The 23,422-nt window shown below is 33.5% G+C and carries 22 protein-coding genes and 1 pseudogene; 9 read left to right on the forward strand and 14 right to left on the reverse strand.

Annotation, left to right across the window (positions count from 1 at the left end; all coding sequences use genetic code 11):
• Positions 1 to 318 precede the first annotated feature (318 nt).
• Complete coding sequence (locus ABWU28_RS02775) at positions 319 to 1,194, reverse strand: zinc ABC transporter substrate-binding protein (RefSeq protein WP_127464163.1); 876 nt, start codon at positions 1,192 to 1,194, stop codon at positions 319 to 321.
• Between ABWU28_RS02775 and ABWU28_RS02780 the strand changes: the two genes are divergently transcribed.
• Both ABWU28_RS02780 and ubiB read left to right on the forward strand, forming a co-directional pair.
• On the forward strand, positions 1,186 to 1,917 hold the full coding sequence (locus ABWU28_RS02780; RefSeq protein ID WP_007302706.1) for a metal ABC transporter ATP-binding protein: 732 nt from the start codon (positions 1,186 to 1,188) through the stop codon (positions 1,915 to 1,917). The two genes, ABWU28_RS02775 and ABWU28_RS02780, sit on opposite strands and share 9 nt — an antisense overlap.
• The gene (gene ubiB / locus ABWU28_RS02785) at positions 1,914 to 3,335 is read left to right on the forward strand and encodes a 2-polyprenylphenol 6-hydroxylase (RefSeq protein WP_012481747.1); all 1,422 of its coding nucleotides are present in this window, start codon (positions 1,914 to 1,916) and stop codon (positions 3,333 to 3,335) included. Before ABWU28_RS02780 ends, ubiB begins: the two co-directional genes overlap by 4 nt.
• A gap of 143 nt (positions 3,336 to 3,478) precedes the next feature.
• Here the strand turns inward: ubiB and ABWU28_RS02795 are convergent, their stop codons facing one another.
• The 4 genes from ABWU28_RS02795 to ABWU28_RS02810 form a co-directional block, all read right to left on the reverse strand.
• Entirely contained in the window at positions 3,479 to 5,152 is a 1,674-nt protein-coding gene (locus ABWU28_RS02795; RefSeq protein WP_353275580.1) for an ankyrin repeat domain-containing protein, read from the reverse strand.
• A gap of 82 nt (positions 5,153 to 5,234) precedes the next feature.
• Positions 5,235 to 6,182, reverse strand: coding sequence for a thioredoxin-disulfide reductase (gene trxB, locus ABWU28_RS02800; RefSeq protein WP_017532617.1), 948 nt, complete (start codon positions 6,180 to 6,182; stop codon positions 5,235 to 5,237).
• On the reverse strand, positions 6,169 to 6,768 hold the full coding sequence (locus tag ABWU28_RS02805; protein ID WP_019236360.1) for a peroxiredoxin: 600 nt from the start codon (positions 6,766 to 6,768) through the stop codon (positions 6,169 to 6,171). The genes trxB and ABWU28_RS02805 overlap by 14 nt, the downstream gene beginning before the upstream one ends.
• 157 nt (positions 6,769 to 6,925) lie before the next feature.
• Positions 6,926 to 8,110, reverse strand: coding sequence for a hypothetical protein (locus ABWU28_RS02810; protein ID WP_214303413.1), 1,185 nt, complete (start codon positions 8,108 to 8,110; stop codon positions 6,926 to 6,928).
• Between the two features lie 223 nt (positions 8,111 to 8,333).
• Here ABWU28_RS02810 and ABWU28_RS02815 point away from each other — a divergent pair, with 223 nt between their 5' ends.
• A complete protein-coding gene (locus tag ABWU28_RS02815) occupies positions 8,334 to 8,519 on the forward strand; it encodes a hypothetical protein (RefSeq protein WP_214303414.1) in 186 nt (61 codons plus the stop codon).
• Between the two features lie 160 nt (positions 8,520 to 8,679).
• On the opposite strand, the pseudogene ABWU28_RS07245 reads toward ABWU28_RS02815, so the two are convergent.
• The 4 genes and pseudogenes from ABWU28_RS07245 to gap all read right to left on the reverse strand — a co-directional run.
• Positions 8,680 to 8,832 (reverse strand): annotated as a pseudogene (locus ABWU28_RS07245) (IS630 family transposase); the annotation flags it as partial.
• A gap of 189 nt (positions 8,833 to 9,021) precedes the next feature.
• Positions 9,022 to 10,101: a magnesium transporter gene (locus ABWU28_RS02820; RefSeq protein ID WP_353275582.1), complete on the reverse strand. Its 1,080-nt coding sequence runs from the start codon at positions 10,099 to 10,101 to the stop codon at positions 9,022 to 9,024.
• Positions 10,102 to 10,256: 155 nt separating this feature from the next.
• The gene (gene tatC / locus ABWU28_RS02825; protein WP_353275584.1) at positions 10,257 to 11,015 is read right to left on the reverse strand and encodes a twin-arginine translocase subunit TatC; all 759 of its coding nucleotides are present in this window, start codon (positions 11,013 to 11,015) and stop codon (positions 10,257 to 10,259) included.
• A 3-nt stretch (positions 11,016 to 11,018) separates the two neighbouring features.
• Complete coding sequence (gene gap, locus ABWU28_RS02830) at positions 11,019 to 11,990, reverse strand: type I glyceraldehyde-3-phosphate dehydrogenase (RefSeq protein ID WP_353275586.1); 972 nt, start codon at positions 11,988 to 11,990, stop codon at positions 11,019 to 11,021.
• 151 nt (positions 11,991 to 12,141) lie between these two features.
• Here gap and ABWU28_RS02835 point away from each other — a divergent pair, with 151 nt between their 5' ends.
• The 5 genes from ABWU28_RS02835 (at position 12,142) to ABWU28_RS02855 (ending at position 17,223) form a co-directional block, all read left to right on the forward strand.
• Complete coding sequence (locus tag ABWU28_RS02835) at positions 12,142 to 12,501, forward strand: hypothetical protein (RefSeq protein ID WP_214303417.1); 360 nt, start codon at positions 12,142 to 12,144, stop codon at positions 12,499 to 12,501.
• 251 nt (positions 12,502 to 12,752) lie between these two features.
• Positions 12,753 to 13,622, forward strand: a complete 870-nt coding sequence (locus tag ABWU28_RS02840; protein ID WP_246485289.1) for a hypothetical protein — start codon at positions 12,753 to 12,755, stop codon at positions 13,620 to 13,622.
• Positions 13,623 to 14,001: 379 nt separating this feature from the next.
• Positions 14,002 to 14,199, forward strand: coding sequence for a hypothetical protein (locus ABWU28_RS02845; RefSeq protein ID WP_019078576.1), 198 nt, complete (start codon positions 14,002 to 14,004; stop codon positions 14,197 to 14,199).
• Positions 14,200 to 14,374: 175 nt separating this feature from the next.
• Positions 14,375 to 14,908 carry an HK97 family phage prohead protease gene (locus ABWU28_RS02850; RefSeq protein ID WP_007302694.1) on the forward strand — a complete coding sequence of 178 codons (534 nt, stop codon included), beginning with the start codon at positions 14,375 to 14,377 and terminating at the stop codon, positions 14,906 to 14,908.
• 101 nt (positions 14,909 to 15,009) lie between these two features.
• The gene (locus ABWU28_RS02855) at positions 15,010 to 17,223 is read left to right on the forward strand and encodes a hypothetical protein (RefSeq protein ID WP_353275589.1); all 2,214 of its coding nucleotides are present in this window, start codon (positions 15,010 to 15,012) and stop codon (positions 17,221 to 17,223) included.
• Here ABWU28_RS02855 and ABWU28_RS02860 read toward each other — a convergent pair whose 3' ends face one another.
• Entirely contained in the window at positions 17,224 to 18,450 is a 1,227-nt protein-coding gene (locus tag ABWU28_RS02860) for a CCA tRNA nucleotidyltransferase (RefSeq protein WP_353275591.1), read from the reverse strand.
• A 333-nt stretch (positions 18,451 to 18,783) separates the two neighbouring features.
• The gene (gene typA, locus ABWU28_RS02865) at positions 18,784 to 20,613 is read right to left on the reverse strand and encodes a translational GTPase TypA (protein ID WP_007302691.1); all 1,830 of its coding nucleotides are present in this window, start codon (positions 20,611 to 20,613) and stop codon (positions 18,784 to 18,786) included.
• Between the two features lie 222 nt (positions 20,614 to 20,835).
• On the opposite strand from typA, the gene gltX reads away from it, so the two are divergent.
• The gene (gltX, locus tag ABWU28_RS02870; RefSeq protein ID WP_052264733.1) at positions 20,836 to 22,170 is read left to right on the forward strand and encodes a glutamate--tRNA ligase; all 1,335 of its coding nucleotides are present in this window, start codon (positions 20,836 to 20,838) and stop codon (positions 22,168 to 22,170) included.
• Between the two features lie 231 nt (positions 22,171 to 22,401).
• Here gltX and ABWU28_RS02875 read toward each other — a convergent pair whose 3' ends face one another.
• The 3 genes from ABWU28_RS02875 to ABWU28_RS02885 form a co-directional block, all read right to left on the reverse strand.
• A complete protein-coding gene (locus tag ABWU28_RS02875; RefSeq protein WP_019236369.1) occupies positions 22,402 to 22,809 on the reverse strand; it encodes a transposase in 408 nt (135 codons plus the stop codon).
• Positions 22,810 to 22,953: 144 nt separating this feature from the next.
• Positions 22,954 to 23,271 (reverse strand): transposase, encoded by a 318-nt coding sequence (locus ABWU28_RS02880; RefSeq protein ID WP_353275713.1) that lies wholly within the window; start codon positions 23,269 to 23,271, stop codon positions 22,954 to 22,956.
• Positions 23,178 to 23,417: a hypothetical protein gene (locus tag ABWU28_RS02885; RefSeq protein ID WP_353275594.1), complete on the reverse strand. Its 240-nt coding sequence runs from the start codon at positions 23,415 to 23,417 to the stop codon at positions 23,178 to 23,180. The genes ABWU28_RS02880 and ABWU28_RS02885 overlap by 94 nt, the downstream gene beginning before the upstream one ends.
• Between the last annotated feature and the right edge of the window lie 5 nt (positions 23,418 to 23,422).

Below are 23,422 nucleotides of genomic sequence, written 5' to 3' on the forward strand. Positions count from 1 at the left end.
TCTATGATTAACTACTTGAATTTAAGTTCGTTCAGGCAAGATAATTATGAGTAAAAATAGCAGATGCAAGTAGCTGGCACACAGCTGTACGAGCATTCATTTTTGAGGGCATAGCAAATGGTGTCATTCAAGTAGCTGACATTGGCTTGCCCTAATCTCATCAAGAACGTTGTGCTTTAACATAATATTTTTATGCTTACCAACTTAACTGAATCCCAGACTGGGATGATATACTTCTGGTAGATAATGTCGGTATAGTTGTGATTGGAATAGAAAGCACTAAGTTTGCAATGCTATCTGAATAGATAAAAGAACTCATTACTCAGTGAAACAAGACTTGAAATTTTGTGCAATGCTGCTGATTATATCTAGATATGCATCCTTTCCAGGCTCTACATCTGATCCAATAGGATCAAGAATCACCATTTTTACGTCACTAGAAAAGACATTAGGCTTTATGCTATCCTCTCGTGAATGAGAAACAATACATTTAACGTTTTCCTCTTTCATTACCTTTTTTAATTTCATTAAACTCTTCATACCTATGTAAGAATCTTCTTCTATAGAAAGAATGGCGCTTGGGTAACTTAAATCAAAATATTTTTCGAAATATTGATAAGCATCGTGAGTAACTATGTATTTTTGATTTTTTAACTCATCCAATTCTTTCGTAATTTTTTCTACTTCTTGGTCTATCTTTCTTATAGCCTCCTCTGCGTTAGTATTGTATCGATAGGCATTTTCTTTATCTATATTAGATAATGTTGCACTGATAGAAAGTATCATACTTTTTGCATTTTCAGGATTCAGCCAAATATGCAAATCTTTTTCATCTTGAATGTGACTAGAAAATGAATGTGTTCGAGCAGGAAGTAGATCGATTGCACTTGATAGCGGTATTAACTTCTTATTTTCTTTAGCGAAAGTTTTAATGAATGTTTCCAAAGAATCATCGATATAAAATATAATATTGCTAGATTCTAATTTACTTGCGTCTGAAGGCCTGAGCATGTAGTTATGTTCAGACACTACTTCGTACATTAGTAGTTCTGGCTTTGAAATTCCATCTGTAACAGAAGCTACAAGTGAGTGTATAGGTTTGATTGTAGCTACAATTTTTAAATTGGATGAAAAGGCACTATTGTAGTATAATGTAAATGAAAGTAATAGAAAAAAAAACAGTAAATGTCTCATATAAATGTTGAGAAGAAGTCAATTTTTGCCAAAAAATTAAGTAGTGTCAATAACTGCATTCTAAAAATAGAAAACCTTACTCTTTCATACGGTAACAAAAAAGTTCTTGATAATATCAACATATCAGTACAAAGAGGAGATATAGTTACAATACTTGGTCCAAATGGCGGAGGTAAAACCTCTTTAGTGAAAGCAGTTGCTGGTATAAATAAAGGTTTTATTGGCAGTATTGTATTCGCTGACAATATAAAAATTAGCTATATGCCACAAAATTTTAGTATTGGTAATTTGATGCCAATAACAGTTGAGTCTTTCCTTTTCAATAGCTCCTCGAAGAAATTGAAGAAAAATCAACCCATTGTTACAGAAGCAATAGAATTGGTTGGTATCGGTAACATCCTAAAAAATCAAGTATTAGAAATCTCTGCAGGACAAACACAATTACTGCTGCTTGCACGCTGTTTAATTTCAGAATCTGATTTGATCATTTTAGATGAGCCAGTCAGTGCAATGGATATTAACGCACGATCTAAATTTTATGATATTATAAATAAAATCGCAAAAGAACGATCAGTGTCGATTCTCATGACTTCTCATGACCTTAACTCTGCTCTACCATCCTCAGATTACATAATTTGCATAAATAATACTATCTATTATCAAGGTAAACCTGATGAAATTATGGAGATAAATGAAATATTTGGCAGTTACGCAGCGAAATGATTCAAAATATTCTACGTCTTCTGCAAATAACTACAGTGCTAACACGCTACAATGTGTTACCTTATTTACTTCCACCATCAAAAAAATCAATAAATAAAATACAAGGTCATAAACTAAAGCGTGCTCTTGAAAGATTAGGTCCGGTGTTCATTAAATTTGGGCAATCCATTTCATCACGCACTGATATTTTAAATGAGGACATAACAAATAACTTGCTATTGATATGTGATAGATTGCCATCATTTTCGTATAAAATAGCAGTTAAAACTATAGAAAGTGAGTTTAATTGTAAATTAAGCGATATTTTTTCAAGTTTTTCTGAAAAGCCAATTGCAGCAGCATCAATTTCTCAGGTGCATAGAGCAGTTACAATTGAGGGTAAGGAAGTTGCTGTAAAGGTTTTGAGGCCAAATATTGAGAAAACATTCTCAAGGGATATAAAAATGCTTTCTTGGCTTGCAGAAATTGCAGAAAAATTTAGTGAACAATCAAAAAGGCTGAAGCCAGTTGAATTAGTCAAAACTTTTGCTGAAATTTGCCGATTAGAGTTAGATCTACGCTTTGAGGCTGCCCACTCTTCGGAACTGAAGGAAAATACTAAACATGACAGAGGTTTCTACGTACCTGAAATAGATTGGAGTAGAACTTCAAAAAAGGTTTTAACATTAGAATGGATGGAAGCTATACCAATATACGAAGTTGAAAAGCTGAATAACCGAAAGCAAATAGCTATCAATCTTATAGAATCTTTTTGTAATCAGGTATATAGGGATTGTTTTTTTCATGCTGATATGCATCCTGGAAATTTAATGATCGATAGTAATAACAATATTATTGCCCTGGATTGTGGAATCATGGGTAGAATAGATCGTGAGACATGCTATTACGTTATAGAGATACTCAAAGGCTTTTTAAATAGGGATTATGATCACGTTGCAAAAATGCACTTTAGAGCCGGTTATGTTCCATCACAGCATAGAAATTTTGTTACAGCTTGCAGAGCAATAGGTGAACCCATTGTTGGACAGCCTATACAGAAGATTTCATTTGCTCGATTACTTACTCAGCTACTAAAAATAACTGGTGATTTTGATATGAAAGTTCAAACACAATTGTTATTGCTGCAGAAAACTATGATTTTATTAGAAGGAACATGTAGGAAAGTCTATCCAGAAATCAATATGTGGAAAGTAGTTGAAACATGGATAAACAATCAACATGAAAGTAAAATAGGGTATAGGGAAAAAATTAAAAGCTCTTATCCCATAAAAGCAATTCAGGGAATATTTAGCCTTATAGAAAAATTAAACCTAATAGCTGACAAAAAATTACAGGTGAAAAATAAATCAAATGGAAAAGCCTACTTTTTACTTTGGTCTGTAATTATAATTCTCATCGTTAAACTTTTAATTTCTTGAACTAAAAGATAATAGAAGCAAGTTTACAACAACTATTTCAGTCTTGAAACCACTCAGGTTTACATTCACTCGAATTATCAAGGTATTTTCAGGATGTACAAAAATTTTCAGAAGAGTTTAGACAAGAAGTAAAAACCTTAACTCTATCTTAAACTGATAACATTACCAAATTCAGTGCTTATCACATCACTCAGTACTGTACTTGCTTTATATGAACAGTAGCATCCAATTGTAAGGAAGACAAATGCAGCTACAGCAAGTGAAATACATATTTCTAAATTCGATATTGTTAAACATGCACCAATAGCAAACGCTCCAGATAACACAAAAGAGGCAGAGGCATAGTTACTTTGCCTTCTATTATAAATGCTTGCTTCTGAAAGTTTTCTGTTTTTGTTATTTAAGTCTTGATTTTGAGTTTGAAGTTCTGATCTCTGTTGACTAAAATCCCTTTTTAACTGTGAAATTTTGTTAGTGTCTCTTTCACTTACAACCCTATCCAACTCTTGCTCTTTTTTTCTAAGTTGAGTTTTTGTTCTTTCAAGCTCATCTCTAAGGTTTTTAAGTTGACTTTTTTCTCTAGTAAGTCGAGCTACTTGATCAGTGAGAGTGTGAATTCTTTCCTGATTACCCTGCCTTACTTGTCTCAACTCCTTTTCTAACTGTGAAATTTTGTCAGTGTCTCTTGTTCTTTCATCTACGGTCCTATTCAACTCTTGCTCTTTTTCTGCAAGTTGAGCCTTTGTTCTTTCAAGTTCACCTTCCAGGTTTTCAAGTCGCTGCAATTCTTGAGCAATAAACTCATCGTTTATTTCTGATTGAACATTATGTGTATTTGCTACAGGTTGCTCTGCACTTGCAGGAAATTTCTCATTGAGATAATTTTTAATAGATTCACTTGGATTATTAACATTCCCCAACACAGCGTTGACAATTGCACGATTTATGAAGCAGTGATCTTCTACTAATTCTTTTACATCACCCAAATCTTTTCTATTAATAGCATCAGTTAATCGCTCTTTCATAGCTTGTTCAATGATTTGCTTCAATCTTGAATTTTGCTCTATAGCTGGTATCGGTTTTATTTGATTAAAATCTAGCTCTTTATGTTTTAAAAGTTTAGTCAATACTTCCTCGTTATCTTCTGTTATTCCTTGTAAACATGATTTGATAATCAGGCTAAGTGGTGTTTCTATTTCTTCATTTGAATTTCTTTTCCAACAATTAGGGTTGAGTTCTTGATTTAATAGTCTTTTTGCTCGGTCAATATTTCTGTTAGAAAGAACATCTAATAATTCTTTTCCTGTTTGTGCTTTTTGTATTTCTATCGTAAGGTGCGAAAAATTTTTATCCTGTACTTGTCCAATTTTTCTAATATATTCTTCAGGAGTATGAGAGAAATTACCTTGAAAATCTATACGATGAATATTTTTAATATTCACATTCAAACCAGTATGTCTAAGTAAAATCTGTACAAAATTTCTATTTTCCATGCGCAAGGCTAGATGTAGAGCTGTATTGTTTTCTTTAGTTTCTTGAGCATTAATCTTTAAACTTTGATGTTGCAAAAGCAACGTCATCATTTTCAAGTGTGTAGGACTATCATCACCATTCATGATAATAGTCATTAATGGTGTATATCCCTTATCAAACGCATTAACATTCGCACCTTCTGCTAGAGCTCGCTCAAAATCTCCTAGATTTTCATCATCAATAGCTTCAAATAATTTTGTTGTTGATTGTCCTGAAGTTGTTTGGTTTTGAGCTCGTCCATTAACAAACCTTCTTTCAAAAGTTACATTACTTCCCGAAAGCATACTAAATTCTCCAATTTATTGACATAATTATAAAAAAAACAAAGAAAATTGCAAGTAGTTTAGTTAAAAATTTTAGAATTAATTATGATTCCAAAAACTTTTCCGCATCAAGTGCAGCCATGCACCCTGTTCCTGCAGCAACTACTGCCTGGCGATATACCTTATCTTGAACATCACCAGCAGCAAATACCCCTGCCCTACTGGTTAGAGTTGTTCCAGGTTTCGTAATTATATAACCTTGCTGATCCATTTCAACAAAGCCCTTAAAAATACCTGTATTTGGTGCATGCCCAATTGCAATGAACACTCCATCTACTTTCAATTCCTGGGTTTTATTGATGTCTGTCGATTTAATTGTAATGCCAGTAACTTTTTTAGGATTTTCTTCTCCAAGAATCTGCTCTACGGTATGATTCCATATTACCTTTATCTTATCATTTTTAAAGAGCCTGTCTTGCATTACTTTCTCTGCTCTTAACTTATCACGCCTGTGTATCAGTATAACTTCCTTAGCAAATCGAGTTAAAAATATTGCTTCTTCAACAGCAGTATTTCCACCACCAACCACAGCTACAACTTTATTTCTAAAAAATGCACCATCACAAGTTGCGCATGCCGAAACTCCGTAACCTTGAAATTTCTTTTCACTCTCCAGGCCAAGCCACTTCGCTTGCGCACCAGCTGCGATTATAATTGCATTCGAATAGTAGTCACTAGCATTACCACAAGATCTAAATCTATACTCATTAGAATCCTCAAGTTGTTCTACACTTTTTATCTCATCGTCTATTATTCTTGCTCCCGCCTTCTCTGCATGCAACCTCTTTTGTTCCATGAGTTCTGGACCTTGTATAGAAATAAAACCTGGATAGTTTTCAACATCCGTAGTAATTGTAAGCTGACCACCAGGTTGCATTCCTGTTACTACAATTGGCTCTAAATTTGCACGTGCTGCATATATAGCAGCAGCATAACCCGCTGCTCCAGATCCAATAATAAGAACTTTTGTACTCAATTTATAATTCTGCACTGTGTGAGTTTAGATAATCAGCCACTCCTTCATCGCTTGCCTGCATCGCAGGCTTGCCTTTTTTCCACCCTGCTGGACATACTTCACCATGCTCTTCATTATGTTTTATTGCATCAATGATTCTAATGAATTCATCGATATTACGCCCTAAAGGAAAATCATTTATCGATTGATGACGTACAACAAATTTATCATCAATAACAAAAGTTGCTCTTAGTGCAATTGAGTCATCATATAAGACCCCATAGTCTCTTGATATAGACTTTTTGATATCAGACACTAAATTGTAGCTAACCTCTCCAATACCACCATCATTAACTGGAGTGTTTCGCCATTTATAATGTGAAAATTTTGAATCTATACTTATTCCTATCACTTCAACATCACGTTTTGAAAAATCTTCTATTTTGTTGCTAAATGATATCAACTCAGTTGGACAGACAAAAGTAAAATCAAGTGGATAGAAAAAAAGGATAGCATACTTATCCTTTATATGTTTACTTAAACAGAAATCATCAACTATTTTTCCACTAGCAAGAACAGCCGAAGCAGTAAAATCGATAGCGGATTTTGTTACAAGATTCATAACTAACCTATTCATTCTTAATATTTATAATTTTATACCTTGATACATTTACATGCAAGTTTTCTTTAGCCCCAATTTTATAAAAACTTCCTCTTATGGCTGTAAAAATGTTATGATAAGAGCTAATTTTCATGAGTAGGGAAATACCCAAATATTACTATCTTTCACCTTTTCTCCCTTCAAATTTTTTAACCATTTCTTTTACACTTACATTCGTGGAAGGTAAATTTTTGCTGGCAAGATGGTTGATCGAAGATTTTTTATTCCCTACTGGAAATGAACGAGATTGTTTTCTCTTCACACTGATATCCGTTTGTGTTACTGAAGCAGTTTTGTTTTCAGCAGGCAACACGTTCTTTACTTGATTTCGCTCAAATCTTTCTTTTAATGCCTTTACTTTACTACTCTCGCGAGTCACTTCTTTTTTCATAGCAACTACTAGTACTTTTGGTCCATCAGCTTTTTTTGCTGATTCTTTACCATCTTGATTTTCAGATTTTAGTGGTAGTGTAGGGTTACTCTCAGCTGATTTTTCCACTACTATTTTTTGCTCTGTGCTTACTTTTTCGCCTAAATCTTTAGGCTTTGGTGGTACTGCAGGTTTATCTTTTTTCGGTTCTTGTCTAATTTTTTGATTGGCAGTAAACATTTTCTCTGGTACTGGTGGTACTCTTGGTGGTTTTGGTGGTGCAAGAGATTGAAGTTGTTGTTTCTTCCTATGTTCTCTTTTTGCTTCTATATGTTCTTTAGGAATTGTTGCATAAATCGGCTCCTCTTTAATTGATTGTAGATTACGTAAATCTTTTGTTAAAGATTTACTTTTTTCCTCTTGATAATTTGATATTTCTTCATACTCAGGATCTTCGTTTAATGAACCTCCATAACCTGAATCTTCTCGCTCATATAAGAGATTTTTCTTTTGCTGTCTATTTTCTAAATTTATTCCATATGACCTATATTTATCTTGACTTCTTTCTATTCGCTCTAAATCTGAAATTTTTTGAATAACATCTGTATATTCGATTGCTGTTCTAGCAGTTGAAGGAGGCAATTTATCTTTTATAAAATTACTTATATTCCTAATCGAAACATCTCTTCCTAATATTCTATTGAATATCCTAAGAATTAATGGCTTTTTATTTGCCTTCTTTACACAATTATTCAAGTCATCACGTATAACAAGTTTAGCTACATCTTCTGCCTTATCTGTAAAACCCTCTAAAGCATGAGATAAATCTGTTACTGTTTTACCATATTGTTTCTCTGAATTCCCTAGCTTTATAGCTTTGATCAGAGAATCGAGATTTTTTTTATAATCCTCACTTTTAAATGGATCATTCATACTAATTGTAATATTTTATTGAAATATAGATCTAAAATATTAAGATCTAGTGAATATTACTTTTTTAGTTCATATATAGCTATAGTTATACGGCGATAATGCGTAGCAGAATAACGATTTCGTCATTCTAGTATCTGCTTTTACCCCTTATCTAGGTGTGTAAAAGTGAAATCTAGTTTCGCTATATAACACAGTCTCATACAAGTAGCTTCTCGATTGAGAGTTGTCTTCTGCATTGAGCTCAACATTATTTACTACTTTTTCAGTAATAATTTCGGCAAACTCAGGAGAAAGTTCTTTTGCAGAAAATGCAGCATGTACAGCATTTTTAACAAAGAAACACGTAGCAAGTGCAAATACTGCTGTTGGTACACAGCACCAAGGAGAAGCTATACTAAAAAAGTTGTAGAAGCTACTAAAGTAAATATTGCTTGAAGCATAATATACTGTTTATCAATGCCAACATATTCAGCCATCAATTTTCTAACTTTGTTATTGCTGCCGTATGGCAAAAAAATATCTTAATAAAAGCTGTTACACTATTACTAGCAAGATATCAATCACGCTCTATTGGATCTACATTTTGATTTAAAATCGCCTATTTTCTTGCACTTTTTTGCCATTCATAGAATGTTAACTTTAAACCTCTTGGCTACAAATGCTCTACTTTCCCCTACATCCAATGCTTTTTTCCTTAAATCATAACTATATGCTGCTGGCATTCACATCTCCTCACTACTTTACCTATTCCATCATGTTCCGACTATTAGGAAAAGAGCTATAATTTTCAACACTAACAAAACTACTTCCTAATCTTTTACACAGCAACCTATAAAACTTAATGCTGTGAATATATGATCAACAAAAAAAACTTTGAGAAAAGGAAGAATAGACTTCTTCCTTTTACTTAACTACGCTGTTATACTTGACCCTATACTAACTCCTTGCTCTACATTAGCTCCATCTAGATTCTTACTAGAATTTGACATTACATATGTAATACCACCAGCAACAAGTCCAGCTAATACAGCAGCAGCTATACCAATTATAGGCAATACCGGTAATGCAGCACCAAAATACAATCCTAACCCAACTGCCAATGCAGCTATAGCACCATAAACACAGCCAATTATTATTGGTTTATTAGTAGTTTTTACTTTGTCTTTTTGTTTACTATTCTCTATTTCAGATGTACTACTTTCATCAGTTATATTTCCTTCAGTTTTAGGAACGATGCTTTCAGCCATTGAAGACTGTTCACTACTTTCACAATCGGGCATAATACTTTTAAACATTTGTACCACATCATCATCGTGCTGTGGATTTTTTGATATTGAGTATAAAATCGCTCCAATTATGCTGTTACTATCTTTACTTTCCCAATTAGGTACGACCCTTTTAAGTGTTGTTAGAACATCATCACTAGAACTTATGCTCTTTTTAAGTATATCTAGCCAACCACTAATTTTAGTTTTTTCCTTTTCATCTTGTTCTTGATTTTTTAATATTTCTAAAATCTTACTGGTTTCGTTAAGATAATCTTTTCTTACACTATCGAAAACTTTTTCTAACATATTATTCTTTTCAGCTACATCTAGAATATTTTTAATAACTTTCTGATTATAAAGAATTGTAGCATGGGCAAGCAGTGTTATATCATGTTCCGCACCGTTTTTGAACTTCAAACTTATATTTGCAGTAGTAAGTACTGCTTCTAATATCGCTTTATCTTTAATTACATCTAAAATATTTTTAATAACTTCCTGGTTACTAAAACCCATAGCATAGGCAAAAGGTGTTAGAGTATGATTTTCACAATCTCGTAACTCTTTAGTTATACTCGCAATAGTAAGTGCTTTTTCTAATACCCCTTCTTTTTCTAAATTTTCGAGAATAGGAGTAATCTTATCCTCTTTTCCTTTTTCTATTTCAGAAATTAAATCATCATATAATTCTTGTTGTGTTTCGTTTAACTCTTCATATTTTGGCATATAAAATTCTCCTATTCAAAATAATAATATACTTTAATTATTATATATTTAAGCAAACAAGTCAATAAATCAATAAAATGCTGTGGTGCCAAAAACACTCAAACAAGAAAAAGCGCTCTGGTGCTCATTCTTTGTTTATAAATAATATTCTTGATTCAATCCTTTGCTTTCTTTTCAATGTATCTACATATCAGAATAGACAGCTCATATAATACCAACATTGGAATTGCAAGCCCTACTTGGCTTAGTACATCAGGTGGAGTTAAGATTGCAGCAATAATGAAAATTACCACTATTGCGATTCTGCGTTTATTTGACAAATTTTGTGCAGTAATGAGCCCTACTCTCACCATTAAGGTGAGTATGACTGGAATTTGAAATGCAGTACCAAAAGCGAACGCGAATTGAAGAACAAGGTCTAAATATTCACTAACTGATGGCATAAACTCTATTGGTATACCGAAAGATTTACCGCTATGTTCAAAAGCAATAAAAAATTTCCAGGCTAAGGGAAATATGTAGTAGTAAACTACAGCGGCTCCCGTTACAAACAAAACCGGTGTTGCAATTAAGTATGGCAATAACACCGCCCTTTCTCTTTTATATAAGCCAGGTGCTAGAAACATATAGAATTGCCATGCAAACACAGGAAAAGAAAACAACAGTGCACTCATTATTGCAACCCTGAGATATACAAAAAACGCTTCTGTTAAGTCTGTATAGATTAGAGAAAAATCATCACTATCTTTTGTAACTTCTATTAAAGGTGCAAGTAAAAAGCGGTATATATTTTCTTTAAAGTAGTAACAAAACCCGAAGGTAACACAAAAAAATAGAAAGCAAAAAATAACCCTTTTTCTAAGTTCCGCAAAGTGCTCATAAAATGAAGCATATTTTTGTGAGTTTTCGTTCATACTTTACAATAACGCTATATCTAACATTCTCAGTGAAAAAGCCCATTCATTGTCATACCATGCTGCAACTCTACAGATATCACCTGTGACATATGTACCAGCTAAATCCACAATTGCACTATAAGGGTTATGGACAAAGTCTATTGAAACTAAAGGCTCGTTACATACGGAAAGCACATGATTTGCTGAATTTTTAAATATTTCGTTTATTTCTCCAGCTGTTACCTTCTTATCAGTCGTAAATTTAAAATCAACCATAGAAACGTTGCTAACCGGAACTCTAATAGCAGTACCATCTAGCTTACCCTTTAACTCAGGAATAACAGAACCAATTGTTTTTGCTGCTCCAGTTGTAGTTGGCACCATAGAAAGGCCACAAGCTCTTGCCCTGCGTAAGTCTCTATGGTTGCCATCAAGAATATTTTGATCATTCGTATAGGCATGTATAGTGGTCATAAAACCGCTTTTTATACCTAAATTGGAGTGTAAAATGTGTACAATCGGAGCCAGACAGTTTGTAGTACAAGAACCTGCTGAGATCACTGTATGCTCCTTTTTTAGCATATCGTTATTTACGCCGTAAACTATAGTTACGTCAGCATCTGAAACTGGAGCAGAGACAATTACTCTCTCTGCATTATGCTTTGCTGCTTCCGCACGCTTGTTGAATGCACCAGTGCATTCAAGTACTACATCAACATTCCAAGGAATATTTTCAGGGCTACGTTCTCTATATAAAGAAAACCTTTTGCCATTTATAGATAGCCAATTTTCAGACTCGTTAAAATCAATATCACCACTGAATTTACCATGAACAGAGTCATATTTAATCAAATGTACATGCTGCTCAGCACTGAGCGACCCATTTACCGCCACAACTTCTATTTGCTCGCTATAGTTTTCTACTTCAAAAATAGCACGCAATACACTTCTGCCTATTCTACCAAGACCATTAATTCCTACACGAATTGTCATTTTTCCATCTTAAAAGTTTAATTATAGGAAATATTGCCTGATATTTCATTCTATTCTTTTAGCTGTTAATCCTAATGTTATAATATATTGATTGACTAAAGAAACTGTATCACTTAATTAATAATGTCTAAATTTTAACTTGGAGTAGGTTATGCATGAATTACCAATGACAAATTCAGATAATCAGTATCAGCAAAGAAAAATAGAAGCATTGCAAAAAGAAAATAAAGGACTGTCAGAAAAAGTGAAAACATTACAAAAAATGTCAGCATTGCACAATGACATGCTAGTAATGATACAATGGAAAGCAATGACAGAGAAACTGCGCATAGAAATATTAAAAACACTACTAGAAGCACCTCAAGGAGCGACAGCATTACAATTAGAAGAAAGAGATGAAGATCAGCAAGTGATAGAAGACATACTGAATATGGAAGAAGAACGTGAATCTTTACGAAATTTGGAAAGTACTACTATTGAACAAACAAATATTCAAGGACAGAGCATATAGCTCTTTCCTAATCTTCAGAGTTAGCTAAGTAGCTGACTCTGAAAAGTAGATAACAATTAGGGCTTATTTTACCTTTTTTATTTAGTAAATTCCTTAATATTTCTAATTATAAAGAACCCATCAGTTATTTTTGTATTTTACGGCTAAGGATATTACTCTTTGGTATTTTATACTTTAATATATTAATATAAATCTTGATTAAGTAACTATAGTACTATATTATTTAATAATATATATTAATGTTAATTATTATGAGTTTAGAACAATTAAAAAAATTACAACAAGATTTTCTTGGAATAATTTTTCTCATACTTGCACCAGCTAGTGCAGAAGAAGAAAGAGATATGAAGGAGCGAGCATTAGAGATTATAAGTATATTAAAAGATCATATTAATGATGATATAGAAATGAATAATCTGAGAATGACAATTTTAGACTACATTGTCTTTTGTGATAGTCAAGATAACGTAAGGTTAAATAACAGATCGTTATTAGACTTAGAAGATGCCGTCAAAAGTATTGGAGGGAAAACTTCACAAGAGTTAGGGCGAGTAAATCAGATTCCACAGCAACCAAATAGTATTGGGTTAGCGGTAGCAGAAGCTACAATACAATATGAGGCGCATGTGAGAGAAATGGAAGAGAGAAATGTAAGGATTATCACCTCAATTGGAGTATTAGGTATAACAGCCTTAGGAGTTAATCTAGGAGTTAATCTTGGAAAATCAAAAGTGAGTGAAATTATTGGTGCAACACTTGGAGGACTATTATCCATGCCAATAATGGTCATGTTACCAGCATCAATAGCAGTAGCGTTAAAAAACAGTAATTCAGAGCTTAGAGAAGTAGTACAATATTCTCTTGATGCAACAAGTAAACCGTCAAGGATTGGGTTAGTAGCAGCTTTAGGAGCAGGCGCGATGATGTTAATTAACAATATAACTAGCAGCAGCACTGAAACAAATATGGAATTATTAGGCCCTGGTTTTATAGCTGCAACTGGAGCTGGAATTGGTGCTGCATTGTCAACGGCTTTAGCGAGAAGGATGTTTGCTACTATCTCCACAAATTTGGAAAGTACTACTATTGAACAAACAAATATTCAAGGACAGAGCATATAAACTTGTAATAGCTTCAAACTATTATAAATAACTTTCCCTACTTCCTTCTTTATCGTTACCCCGGGTGTTGTAAAACTGGGGTAATACCTTCCGCTACGCAAATCACCTACAAAACACAATCTTTTTATTCCCCCAAATAATTAGTTGTGAATTTAAGCAATCATATTAATATAGTAAATATTTACTTAATATACTAGTATTTACCTTGACTAAACAATTATAGTGCTGTATAATTTGTACTTAAGCTTTAATAGTGAGGTGTTGATGGACGCACAAGAATTAGAAAACTTACAGAAAAGTTCATCAACAAAATCCCAAGATGCTGGGGAGAAAACATCAGAAGAGTTGGGAAGAAATTTAAACCCGAATGAAGCCAATAATGATATATTCTAAAATCTATCAAGAATACGAGGGAGAAACATGGACAGAGTCATTAATGAATGGTTTTATAGCCGCTGTTTCATTGGGATTTGGCTTCCTTCTAGGAAAAGCTACAAACGAAGCTGTTTCTACAAATCTGGAAAACGCTGCTGTTGAACAACCCAATGTGCAACAAACCCTACCCTTATGTATATAAAATGACAAATTTTATAACTAAAAAAGTACTTCCACATTTTCAAAGCACTGCATACAATAGAATTATATTGTAGTGCCTTATACTCATCCTGAGATATAGGAAAACAATCTATACAACATTTTAAGCTGGCTCAGAGCGCTGGCAAACCCAATACCATAATTTACAAGGAGGACTTATGAATAAGAAATTTCTCTATTCACCATTATCAATAAAAAGCATAGAAGAAAACGGAGTATTTTCTGGCTATGCGAGCGTTTTTAATATAGTTGATAAGCAAAATGATCTGATATTACCAGGAGCATTTAAGAATAACTTAAATAAAAGTCAGATAAAACTTCTTTGGCAGCACAATCCGAGCGAGCCTATAGGTAATATTACGGATATTTGCGAAAATGATATTGGCCTATATATAACTGCACATTTGCTTTTTGGTATTCAAAAAGCAGAGGAAGCATATTTAATGCTCAAAACTGGAACTATTAACGGGCTTTCGATTGGCTATATACCAATAGAGTATGATGTTGATCATGAAAGCGGAGCTCGAGTGTTAAAACAAGTGGAGCTATGGGAAGTTAGTTTGGTCACTTTCCCTGCAAATTTGGCAGCTCAGGTAATCAACGTGAAAAATCAGCACAATGAACAAGAAATGTTAGCAAGAGCAATAGAAAAAGCAAATTCTGTGCTTACGAACATGTGTATTTCTACTTAAAATCTATAAAAATTTTCACACAATTTAACATTTATATTATTATTTATTTAATAATTATATTAATATATATAACTTCAATACTTTAAAAATTAGGTAATTTTATGCTAAATGCTAACAATAAGGTTAATTACGAACCTAAACAAAAGGAAAAAAAATATAGCTTATCCACTGTGCTTGCTTGGCTATATCTAAAAACAATTGGACGAATGTTGCCAGAAAAGTGGAATCAATGGGCAAAGAGTATCCTACATTACAATATTGCAGATAATGTGGTTCAGACTGATGATCTTTTAAATTCTAACAGAGAAAAGGAATTGAAGGATGAAAATGAGAGATTAAAAGAAAAGTTGAAAGAAGGTAGTAAGAAGGAGGAAAATCAGTCAAATTTAAATCAGGAATTAACTAAAAAAGAGAAAGAAATTACTAAACTTAAAGAACAAGTAAAATCATTAGGAGAGGAAAAAGAAATATTTGCTAAATTTTTTGCAGCACAAGCACAGCAGATTGAAGACTTAGAATTAGAAAATGAAGAGTTAAAGTCTAAACTTGCAGGACTTAAAAAGAACTATAGTGAATTGGTAAAAATTGCACAAAAAAGAGGAGAAGAATTTTTAGCACAGTTCAAGGAAAAGTCTGAGGAGATATTACATTTGCAGAAAGAATTAATTGAGTGCAGCAAAGAATTTGCAAATAAAATAGAAATGCTCTCAGTAAGGGTAGAAGAAAAAGATGGGGAAATAGGTAGTTTAACGGAATTAAATAAAACATTAGAACAAGAGAAAAAGGAAATGGAGAATAAAAATAATGCACAACAGCAAACTATATTTACAAAAGACCAAAAAATAAAAGAGCAAGACGATTTGATAAATTCATTTCGTGAAAATAAAGATATAAATCAAACTGTGAAGAAAGAGAATAAAAGCCTACGAGCGCAAAACACAGAACTTAAGAGTAAATTTAGTAAGTTAAACAACGAGTCTGATACTAAAATAAAGGAATTAAAAAATCAACTTGAGGAGAAACAAGCAGAATTAGAACAAGCTAAGAAAAAAAATACTGAATTAGAGGATCTTAAACAACAATTAGAGCAAAACAAAAGTGATTCAAGTAATAAACTAAGTGCTGCTGAAATAAAGAAAAAAGACTTAGAAAGTGAAGTTACTAAGTTACAAGAACAAGCTAAGGAAAAAGGTGCTGAATTACAGAGTCTTAAACAACAATTAGAGAAAGAAAAGACTAATCTAAATACCATTGAAAAAGAGAAAAAAGAATTAGAAAGTGAAGTTGACAAATTGCAGGAAAAATCACAGAAATTAGAAAAAAGTAACGTTGAAATAAAGAAACAAAAGGCAGATTTGGAGGGAAAATTAAAATCTTCACAAGAAGAGAATAAAAAGTTACAAGAACAAGTTGAACATCTGAGTCAAGAACGAGAAAAAGCAACAAGTATCGCAATATCTTCTGTTGAAAATAATGTAGAAACACTTAGTGAAACATTAAAAAATCAACAGATTGAAAGTTCAATAGCTGAAGGTGGACAACAAAAGTTAAAAAATGAGCTAAAAGATGCTGGTAAAAAGTCAGAAGGTATGAATAAAGAAACTAAAGCACTAGATGCAAAGAGTATGTTATCTACTACAAAGTCAATTACTAAATCAACTTTTTCAAAAGTCAAGAACAAGCTTCTTGGTAATGAGGATCTCAATAACTTTTTATCTGATCAAAATACAAAGTTGAAAAAAAGTTTTCCTGAATTTAAAGGAGAACACTTTTGCCATAACGTGCTTAAGGAAACTATACAATCTCTAGTATATCAAAATGGTTATAAATTTAAAAGTGATAAGTTACTTGCACTGTTGAAAGAGAATTTGGTTCAATCTGGAAGAGCGATCATAGAAACTAATGTTAACAAAGTTGTTACAGAAGTTGGTAAAAAACATTCCATTAAAAATGGAGATTTTGTTAAAAATTGTGTAAACAAGTTGTATTTCAATGAAAAAGATAGTGAAGCAATAATAAGTTCTTTCACAAAATTTTTGGCTCAGGGAAATGATAGCAATAATGATTCAGTCAAAAAATTTGTTGTGCAGAAGTTAACGGAAGCTCAAATAAAATGTTTTTCAGATAAGGTTCAACAACTGGCATCAAGTATAAGAGATAAATTTTTATCCCCAGATCAGGGAATGTGTAATCAGACTCAAGGAGGAGTAAACGAGTATCAATTAACAGATAAAGCTAAAAAAGAATACAAATTAACACTTAATTCTTCCATGAGTCACACTACTACATCAAACATTCAGGAATTAGTTAGATAACTAGAGTAGGCTCTTAGCATAAAGTATCAGCTCCTCTTTTGTTAAACTGTAGGAGCTGTCTTCCCAGTGTTGTCGTAGCAATTCTAAACTTCTACCTAAACTTTTTCCTGGTTGATGACCTATAGTTATTAAATCATCACCAGATAAAGGAAATTTTGGAATGTTAAACATCTTAGCAAATGAAATATACTCATCAACATTTATTCCAGACTCAATACCACAAATCTTCATTAAGTCACAATATAATTCCTTACCAAATAAAGATATATATTTCTTTTGCTCTTTTTCTGAAAGCTCTGTTTTGATATTGTTTGATAATAAAAATAATATTTTTTTCTTTTGCTTATTTGAAAGACGTAAAAACTTGCTCACTTCTTCCCCAAGACTCGCTCTATCTTCAGCAGTCCTAATAAGCAAAGCTAATTTTGTTAGTGCATCGATTGTGGGATCTAGGAAAGGCGTATGGACATACGCTGAGGGTTTTATAGGAGGTTTAGTGTTGATAAGAAGTGGTGAAGATAAAATTTCGCATTTTACTTCTTTTGGAATAATTTTTTGTAAAACATCAGATTTTTGCATGCTCTTAAGTGTTGGAGCAGGATCATTGCATTCCAAGAGTTTAAATATTTCTTCTCTTATTCTCTCTCCAGAGAGGTTTTGAATCATGTGCGAATGCTTTTTGCACACATCCAATATTTCATCACTTAAATCTCCTATGCATATTTTAGCGTGAAAACGAAACGCTCTTAAAATACGTAGATAGTCTTCCTTAATCCTATCTTCAGCGTTACCTATAAAGTTTAACTTTCGTGTTTTTAAGTCCTGAATGCCACCAAAGTAGTCGTATATATGGCCATGCTTGTCCGCATAAAGAGCATTAAACGTAAAGTCGCGCCTTGAAGCATCAGCTTGCCAATCATTAGTAAATTCTACCTTCGCATGTCTACCGTCACACTTTATATCATGCCTTAGCGTTGTAATCTCAAAGGATCTTTTATTTAAAATCGCAGTAATAGTTCCATGTTTTAAGCCAGTTGGAATAGTTTTTATATTACGGAGTTTTAACGCTTTAACTGCTTGATTAGGCAGCAGATTAGTAGCAAGATCGATGTCGTGAATGTCACGCTGTAAAATTGAATCTCTAACACATCCACCAACAAGCCTTGCCTCACCACCAAATTTCTCTATGGCCTCAATAATTACACTAGTTTCGTGATCAATTTGCATTTAGGTTACACATACTGAAAATCATGTTACAAAAAATGCGAAACTTTTGCAAAAATCCTCATATAAAAATATATAGGCAGGAGAGTGGTAAAATAAGAGGGTAAAGTGATAGAGTAAGTCTACAACAAATCCAGTGCCTAGAAACTTATAAGTATAAAAGTAATGTTAAAATACAATGTTTTCGATGATTATAAAAAAGCTGGATGAGCCACTTGCATGACACCTTTGTAGCCTTCTCTTGTCATCCCAATACCTGCTCAAGTAACTGACACTGGTTCCCTTTATGATGGTGTTATCCGAGTAGCTCATCCAGATTTTTATCAGGAACGTTGATTACTCTTTATTCTTCGCCCTTCCTGCACGTTTACGTTCATTTGGATCGAGGAACTTCTTACGCAAACGTATAGATTTTGGAGTTACTTCTACCAATTCATCATCGTCTATATATGCTATCATATCCTCCAGTGTCATTATTTTTGGTGGAGTAAGCTTTATAGCTTCATCGCTACCTGAAGCTCTTACGTTTGTTAATTGCTTACCTTTAAGTACATTTATTTCTAAATCATTGTCACGACTATGCTGACCGACAATCATACCACAATATACCTTATCTTGTGGCTTAACAAACATAATTCCCCTATCTTGCAGATTGAAAATTGCATACGCTACTGCTTCGCCTTTGTCTGTTGAAATTAAAACCCCATTACGCCTTCCGGAAATTGAACCTTTATGTGGAGCATAACTGTGAAATAAACGGTTGATTATACCAGTGCCGCGAGAATCAGTTAAAAATTCTCCTTGATAGCCAATTAATCCCCTTGATGGCACTAAAAATGTCAACCTAGTTCTGCCACTACCAGAAGGTCTCATGTCAGTTACTTCACCTTTTCGAAAGCTAAGTTTTTCCATGATGATTCCACTATACTCATCATCTACATCAATTACTACTTCCTCTATAGGTTCAAGTTTTTTGCCATCTTCTTCTTTAAACAGCACTCGAGGCCGTGAAACTGAAAGTTCAAAACCTTCCCTTCTCATATTTTCAATCAGTACCCCAAGCTGCAACTCACCACGTCCACCTACTTCAAATGCTTCACCACTTGGAGCCAAAGTTACAGTAATTGCAACGTTTGTTTCTGCTTCTGCATATAAACGATCTTTTATAACAGTTGAGGTAAGTTTTGTTCCCTCTTGCCCAGCAAAAGGTGAGTCATTCACGCTTATAGTAATCGCCATTGTTGGCGGGTCAACTGGAGTTGAGCTGATCGCAGTTGTAACTTCTGGTGCTGCTATAGTGTCTGAAACTGAAGCTTTCTCAAGTCCTGCAATGGCAATGATATCACCAGCTACAGCTTGCTCTACTGGAACGCGTTTTAAGCCAGAAAATGAGAGTAACTTAGTTAATCTCCCTCGCTCAACCACTTGACCATCAAGATCAATTACCTTAAGATCTGAGTTAACTTGCGCGATTCCTTGGTAAATCTTTCCTGTCAATATTCTGCCAAGAAATTTATCAGATTCAAGTAAAGTAACTAGCATAGCAAAAGGTGCATTTTGATCATAAACGGAAGGTTTTATGTAATCTATCACCGTTGAAAATAATGGGCTTAAATCTTTTCTCTCATCAGATAGCTCCTTAGCACACCAACCATTTCTACCTGAAGCATAGAGTACTGGAAAATCTAGTTGCTCGTTGGTTGCATCAAGGTTAAAAAATAACTCATATATTTCATTTAGTACTTCATCAATTCTGCTGTCTGGTCGATCAACCTTATTGATTATCACAATCGGTTTTAAATTTGCCTTTAGTGCTTTTGACAACACAAACTTAGTCTGTGGCATTGGACCTTCTGCAGCATCAACCAGTAGTAATACACCATCTGCCATGCAGAGCACCCTTTCCACTTCTCCACCAAAATCCGCATGTCCTGGTGTATCAATGATATTGATTTTCTCATCACCCCACATTATTGACGTACATTTTGCAAGTATTGTAATCCCACGTTCACGTTCTTGATCACCACTATCCATCACTCGTTCTTGAACTTCTTGATTCTCACGAAACGTGCCACTTTGTTTTAACATGTTATCAAGTAAAGTAGTTTTTCCGTGGTCAACGTGTGCAATTATTGCAATATTGCGGATTGATTTAAATTCACTCATTTCTTATCATTTCAAATTTAATTTAATAACAAGTATACGTATAATATATTTAGAGTAAATAACTAAAGCCGTGCTTTCAGAGTATTTTAGGCAGATCATGGAACTCTAACAAAAAGGTTTCATGTTCGCTGTACTTTGTAGCAACTAACACCAAGACAAAGAAGAATCTTGCTTTAGCAGTACATTTATATAAAATTAAAATAAACTAAAGTAATCATTTAAATGCTAACAAGATTCGCTCCAAGCCCAACTGGCTACCTACATGTAGGAAACATACGCACTGCACTCATTTGTTGGATGTACACACGTAATCAAAATGGAAAATTTTTACTACGTTTTGATGATACTGATCTTGAGCGTTCAGATATCAAATATGTAGATAATATCATAGAAGACCTAAAATGGATTGGCATAAATTGGAATTCAAGTTTTAAGCAATCAGAGCGTTTTGAGCGCTATAACGAGGTGTTCTTACAGTTAATGAAAGAAGGTCATATTTATGCATGTTATGAAACAAGAGAAGAATTAGACACTAAACGAAAATTGCAATTAAAACAAGGTCTTCCCCCTGTTTACGATAAAGGTGCGTTGCTTTTAACTGAGCAAGAGAAAATTCGTTATGAGCAAGAAGGACGAAAACCACATTTCAGATTTAAATTGGATAGAAATAAAACTGTAAAATGGAATGATGAAGTTAAAGGCGAAATAAATATTGCAACAATTCATATCAGCGATCCTGTAGTAAAAAGAGAAGATGGAATTTATACGTACATGCTACCTTCTGTTATTGATGACATTGACTTTAATGTAACCCATGTTGTACGTGGGGAAGATCATGTAACTAATACCGCAGTTCAGATTCAAATGATTCAAGCATTAAAAGCGAAAATTCCTATCTTTGCCCACCTTCCCTTACTACACTTTGATGATAGCAAAATATCGAAACGGAAAGGCGGGCTGGATATTAAGTCCATAAGAGAAGATGAGATTGAATCAATGGCGCTAACTAGCTATTTAGCAAAGCTTGGAACATCTGATCCGATAGAAGCTTATATTGATATGCAGTCTTTAATTGACTCATTTGATATCAAAAAATTTAGTTCAGCATCTTTACAATTCAGCTTGAGTGAAATGTATAAGCTAAATAGCAAAGTGCTACAACAAATGCCATTTGAAATGGTGCAAGATCGTTTAAGTCAAATTGGCTCAGAGTTTTGGTATTTTATAAGGAGTAATATAGAAAAGTTTTCTGAAGTGGCCAAATGGTGGAAAATATGCAAATTTGGTATAGAACCTGTGGTTCTTAATAAAGAGTTTATAAAAATAGCGCTAAGCACATTACCTCAAGGTGATTGTAATGAAAACACATTATCAGAGTGGGTTAAAAATATTCGACAGACAATTGATATAAAGGCAAAAGATCTATTTATGCAGTTGCGCCTCGCTTTAACAGGAACAGAAACAGGTCCAGAACTCGCTAAATTATTAATTTTTATCGGTAGAGAGAGCATTATTGCAAGGTTAGAAGAAAGCCAAAGAATTATACAAAAGGTTTAAATGCACCGAATGTATTTTGAATGACACCAATAAGCATTGTTCAGGAAATGTGAAAATATTAGATTTCTTGTCATTCCAGTTTCTGCTCCTGTCATTCAAGTAGCTAACACTGGAATCCATAATCTCGCCAAAACGTTGTATTTTAAAATAACTTCTATACATATCCCATATTTCTGGATCCCAGTGGGCTTTGTTGCATAACACTTCATGTAGTGGTGATTTACGACAAATTCATGTAACTATTTCAAATTTAGCCATACCAAAATCAGTAAATTTGTTAAGCAAATAACACTTGAGTAGCAGTTCCTTTTCACGATTAACCTCAGATTTGTTACGAAAATTAAATCCGAATATTTGTTTCAGTCGCGAGAAAAAACTTTCTATATAAGATCTTTTTCCGTAGTTTATTTGCCTTTTCCACATCTTTATATTATCTTTATCATATGACTTTATTAGTCTAATTGCAGCATTTCTCTCTGCCATATAGTCTAACTTTGGATGCTCTACTGCATTATTTTGCAGAGGAATTTTTGTCTTTATCCCAAGTTCATTGCACAATTTATATAATTTCTTTCGGTTATATGCCCTATCTCCATACAGTGTGCTTATATTGAGCTTCAACTCTTTCAATAAGATCACAGGTTCCGTAATGATCAGAATAAACTCCTCTACTATATTTTGCAGCTATGACTTTTTTGCTACCTATCTCCAGCATTACATGCAGCTTTCTTACCTGTTTATAACTGCGATACTTCGCTATTTTCCTTACTGTGACCAGGGGTATTATCTGATACTTGTACTATCTATGGCAATTTCAATACCTTCCGTATCATTTTTGTTAACTCTACAGTCACTGATCTTAATATTGAGTTTTCTAAACCTCCTTGAAGCTTGTGAATAGCTGATAATCTGCAAATTTTTTCCTATTTGCTGCAAATACCCTTCTATAAACCCTACCGTTTGTCTTAAGCCAATTCTAAAGAGATTAGCGACTATATGCACTAAAATCACAACTTTATCGCTATAAATATAGTTGCCACCAGCCATTTTTGGACCTTTTTCGTACCAATTCTCAATTGCTTCATTAATAAAATGAAAAATATTTCCCCTCTCTTGGAGAAATTTGTTATATTGTTCGGTAGAAGCTGTAGCTTTACTCCTCTCGTTTGAGTTTTATTACTACAACTCCCCCTAAAGAACCGTGCTTGCAGATTTCCCGCACACGGCTCATCAATATTAGTTTTCACAGTCG

The sequence above is a fragment of the Wolbachia endosymbiont (group B) of Pilophorus perplexus genome (assembly GCF_964028155.1).
Classification (GTDB): domain Bacteria; phylum Pseudomonadota; class Alphaproteobacteria; order Rickettsiales; family Anaplasmataceae; genus Wolbachia.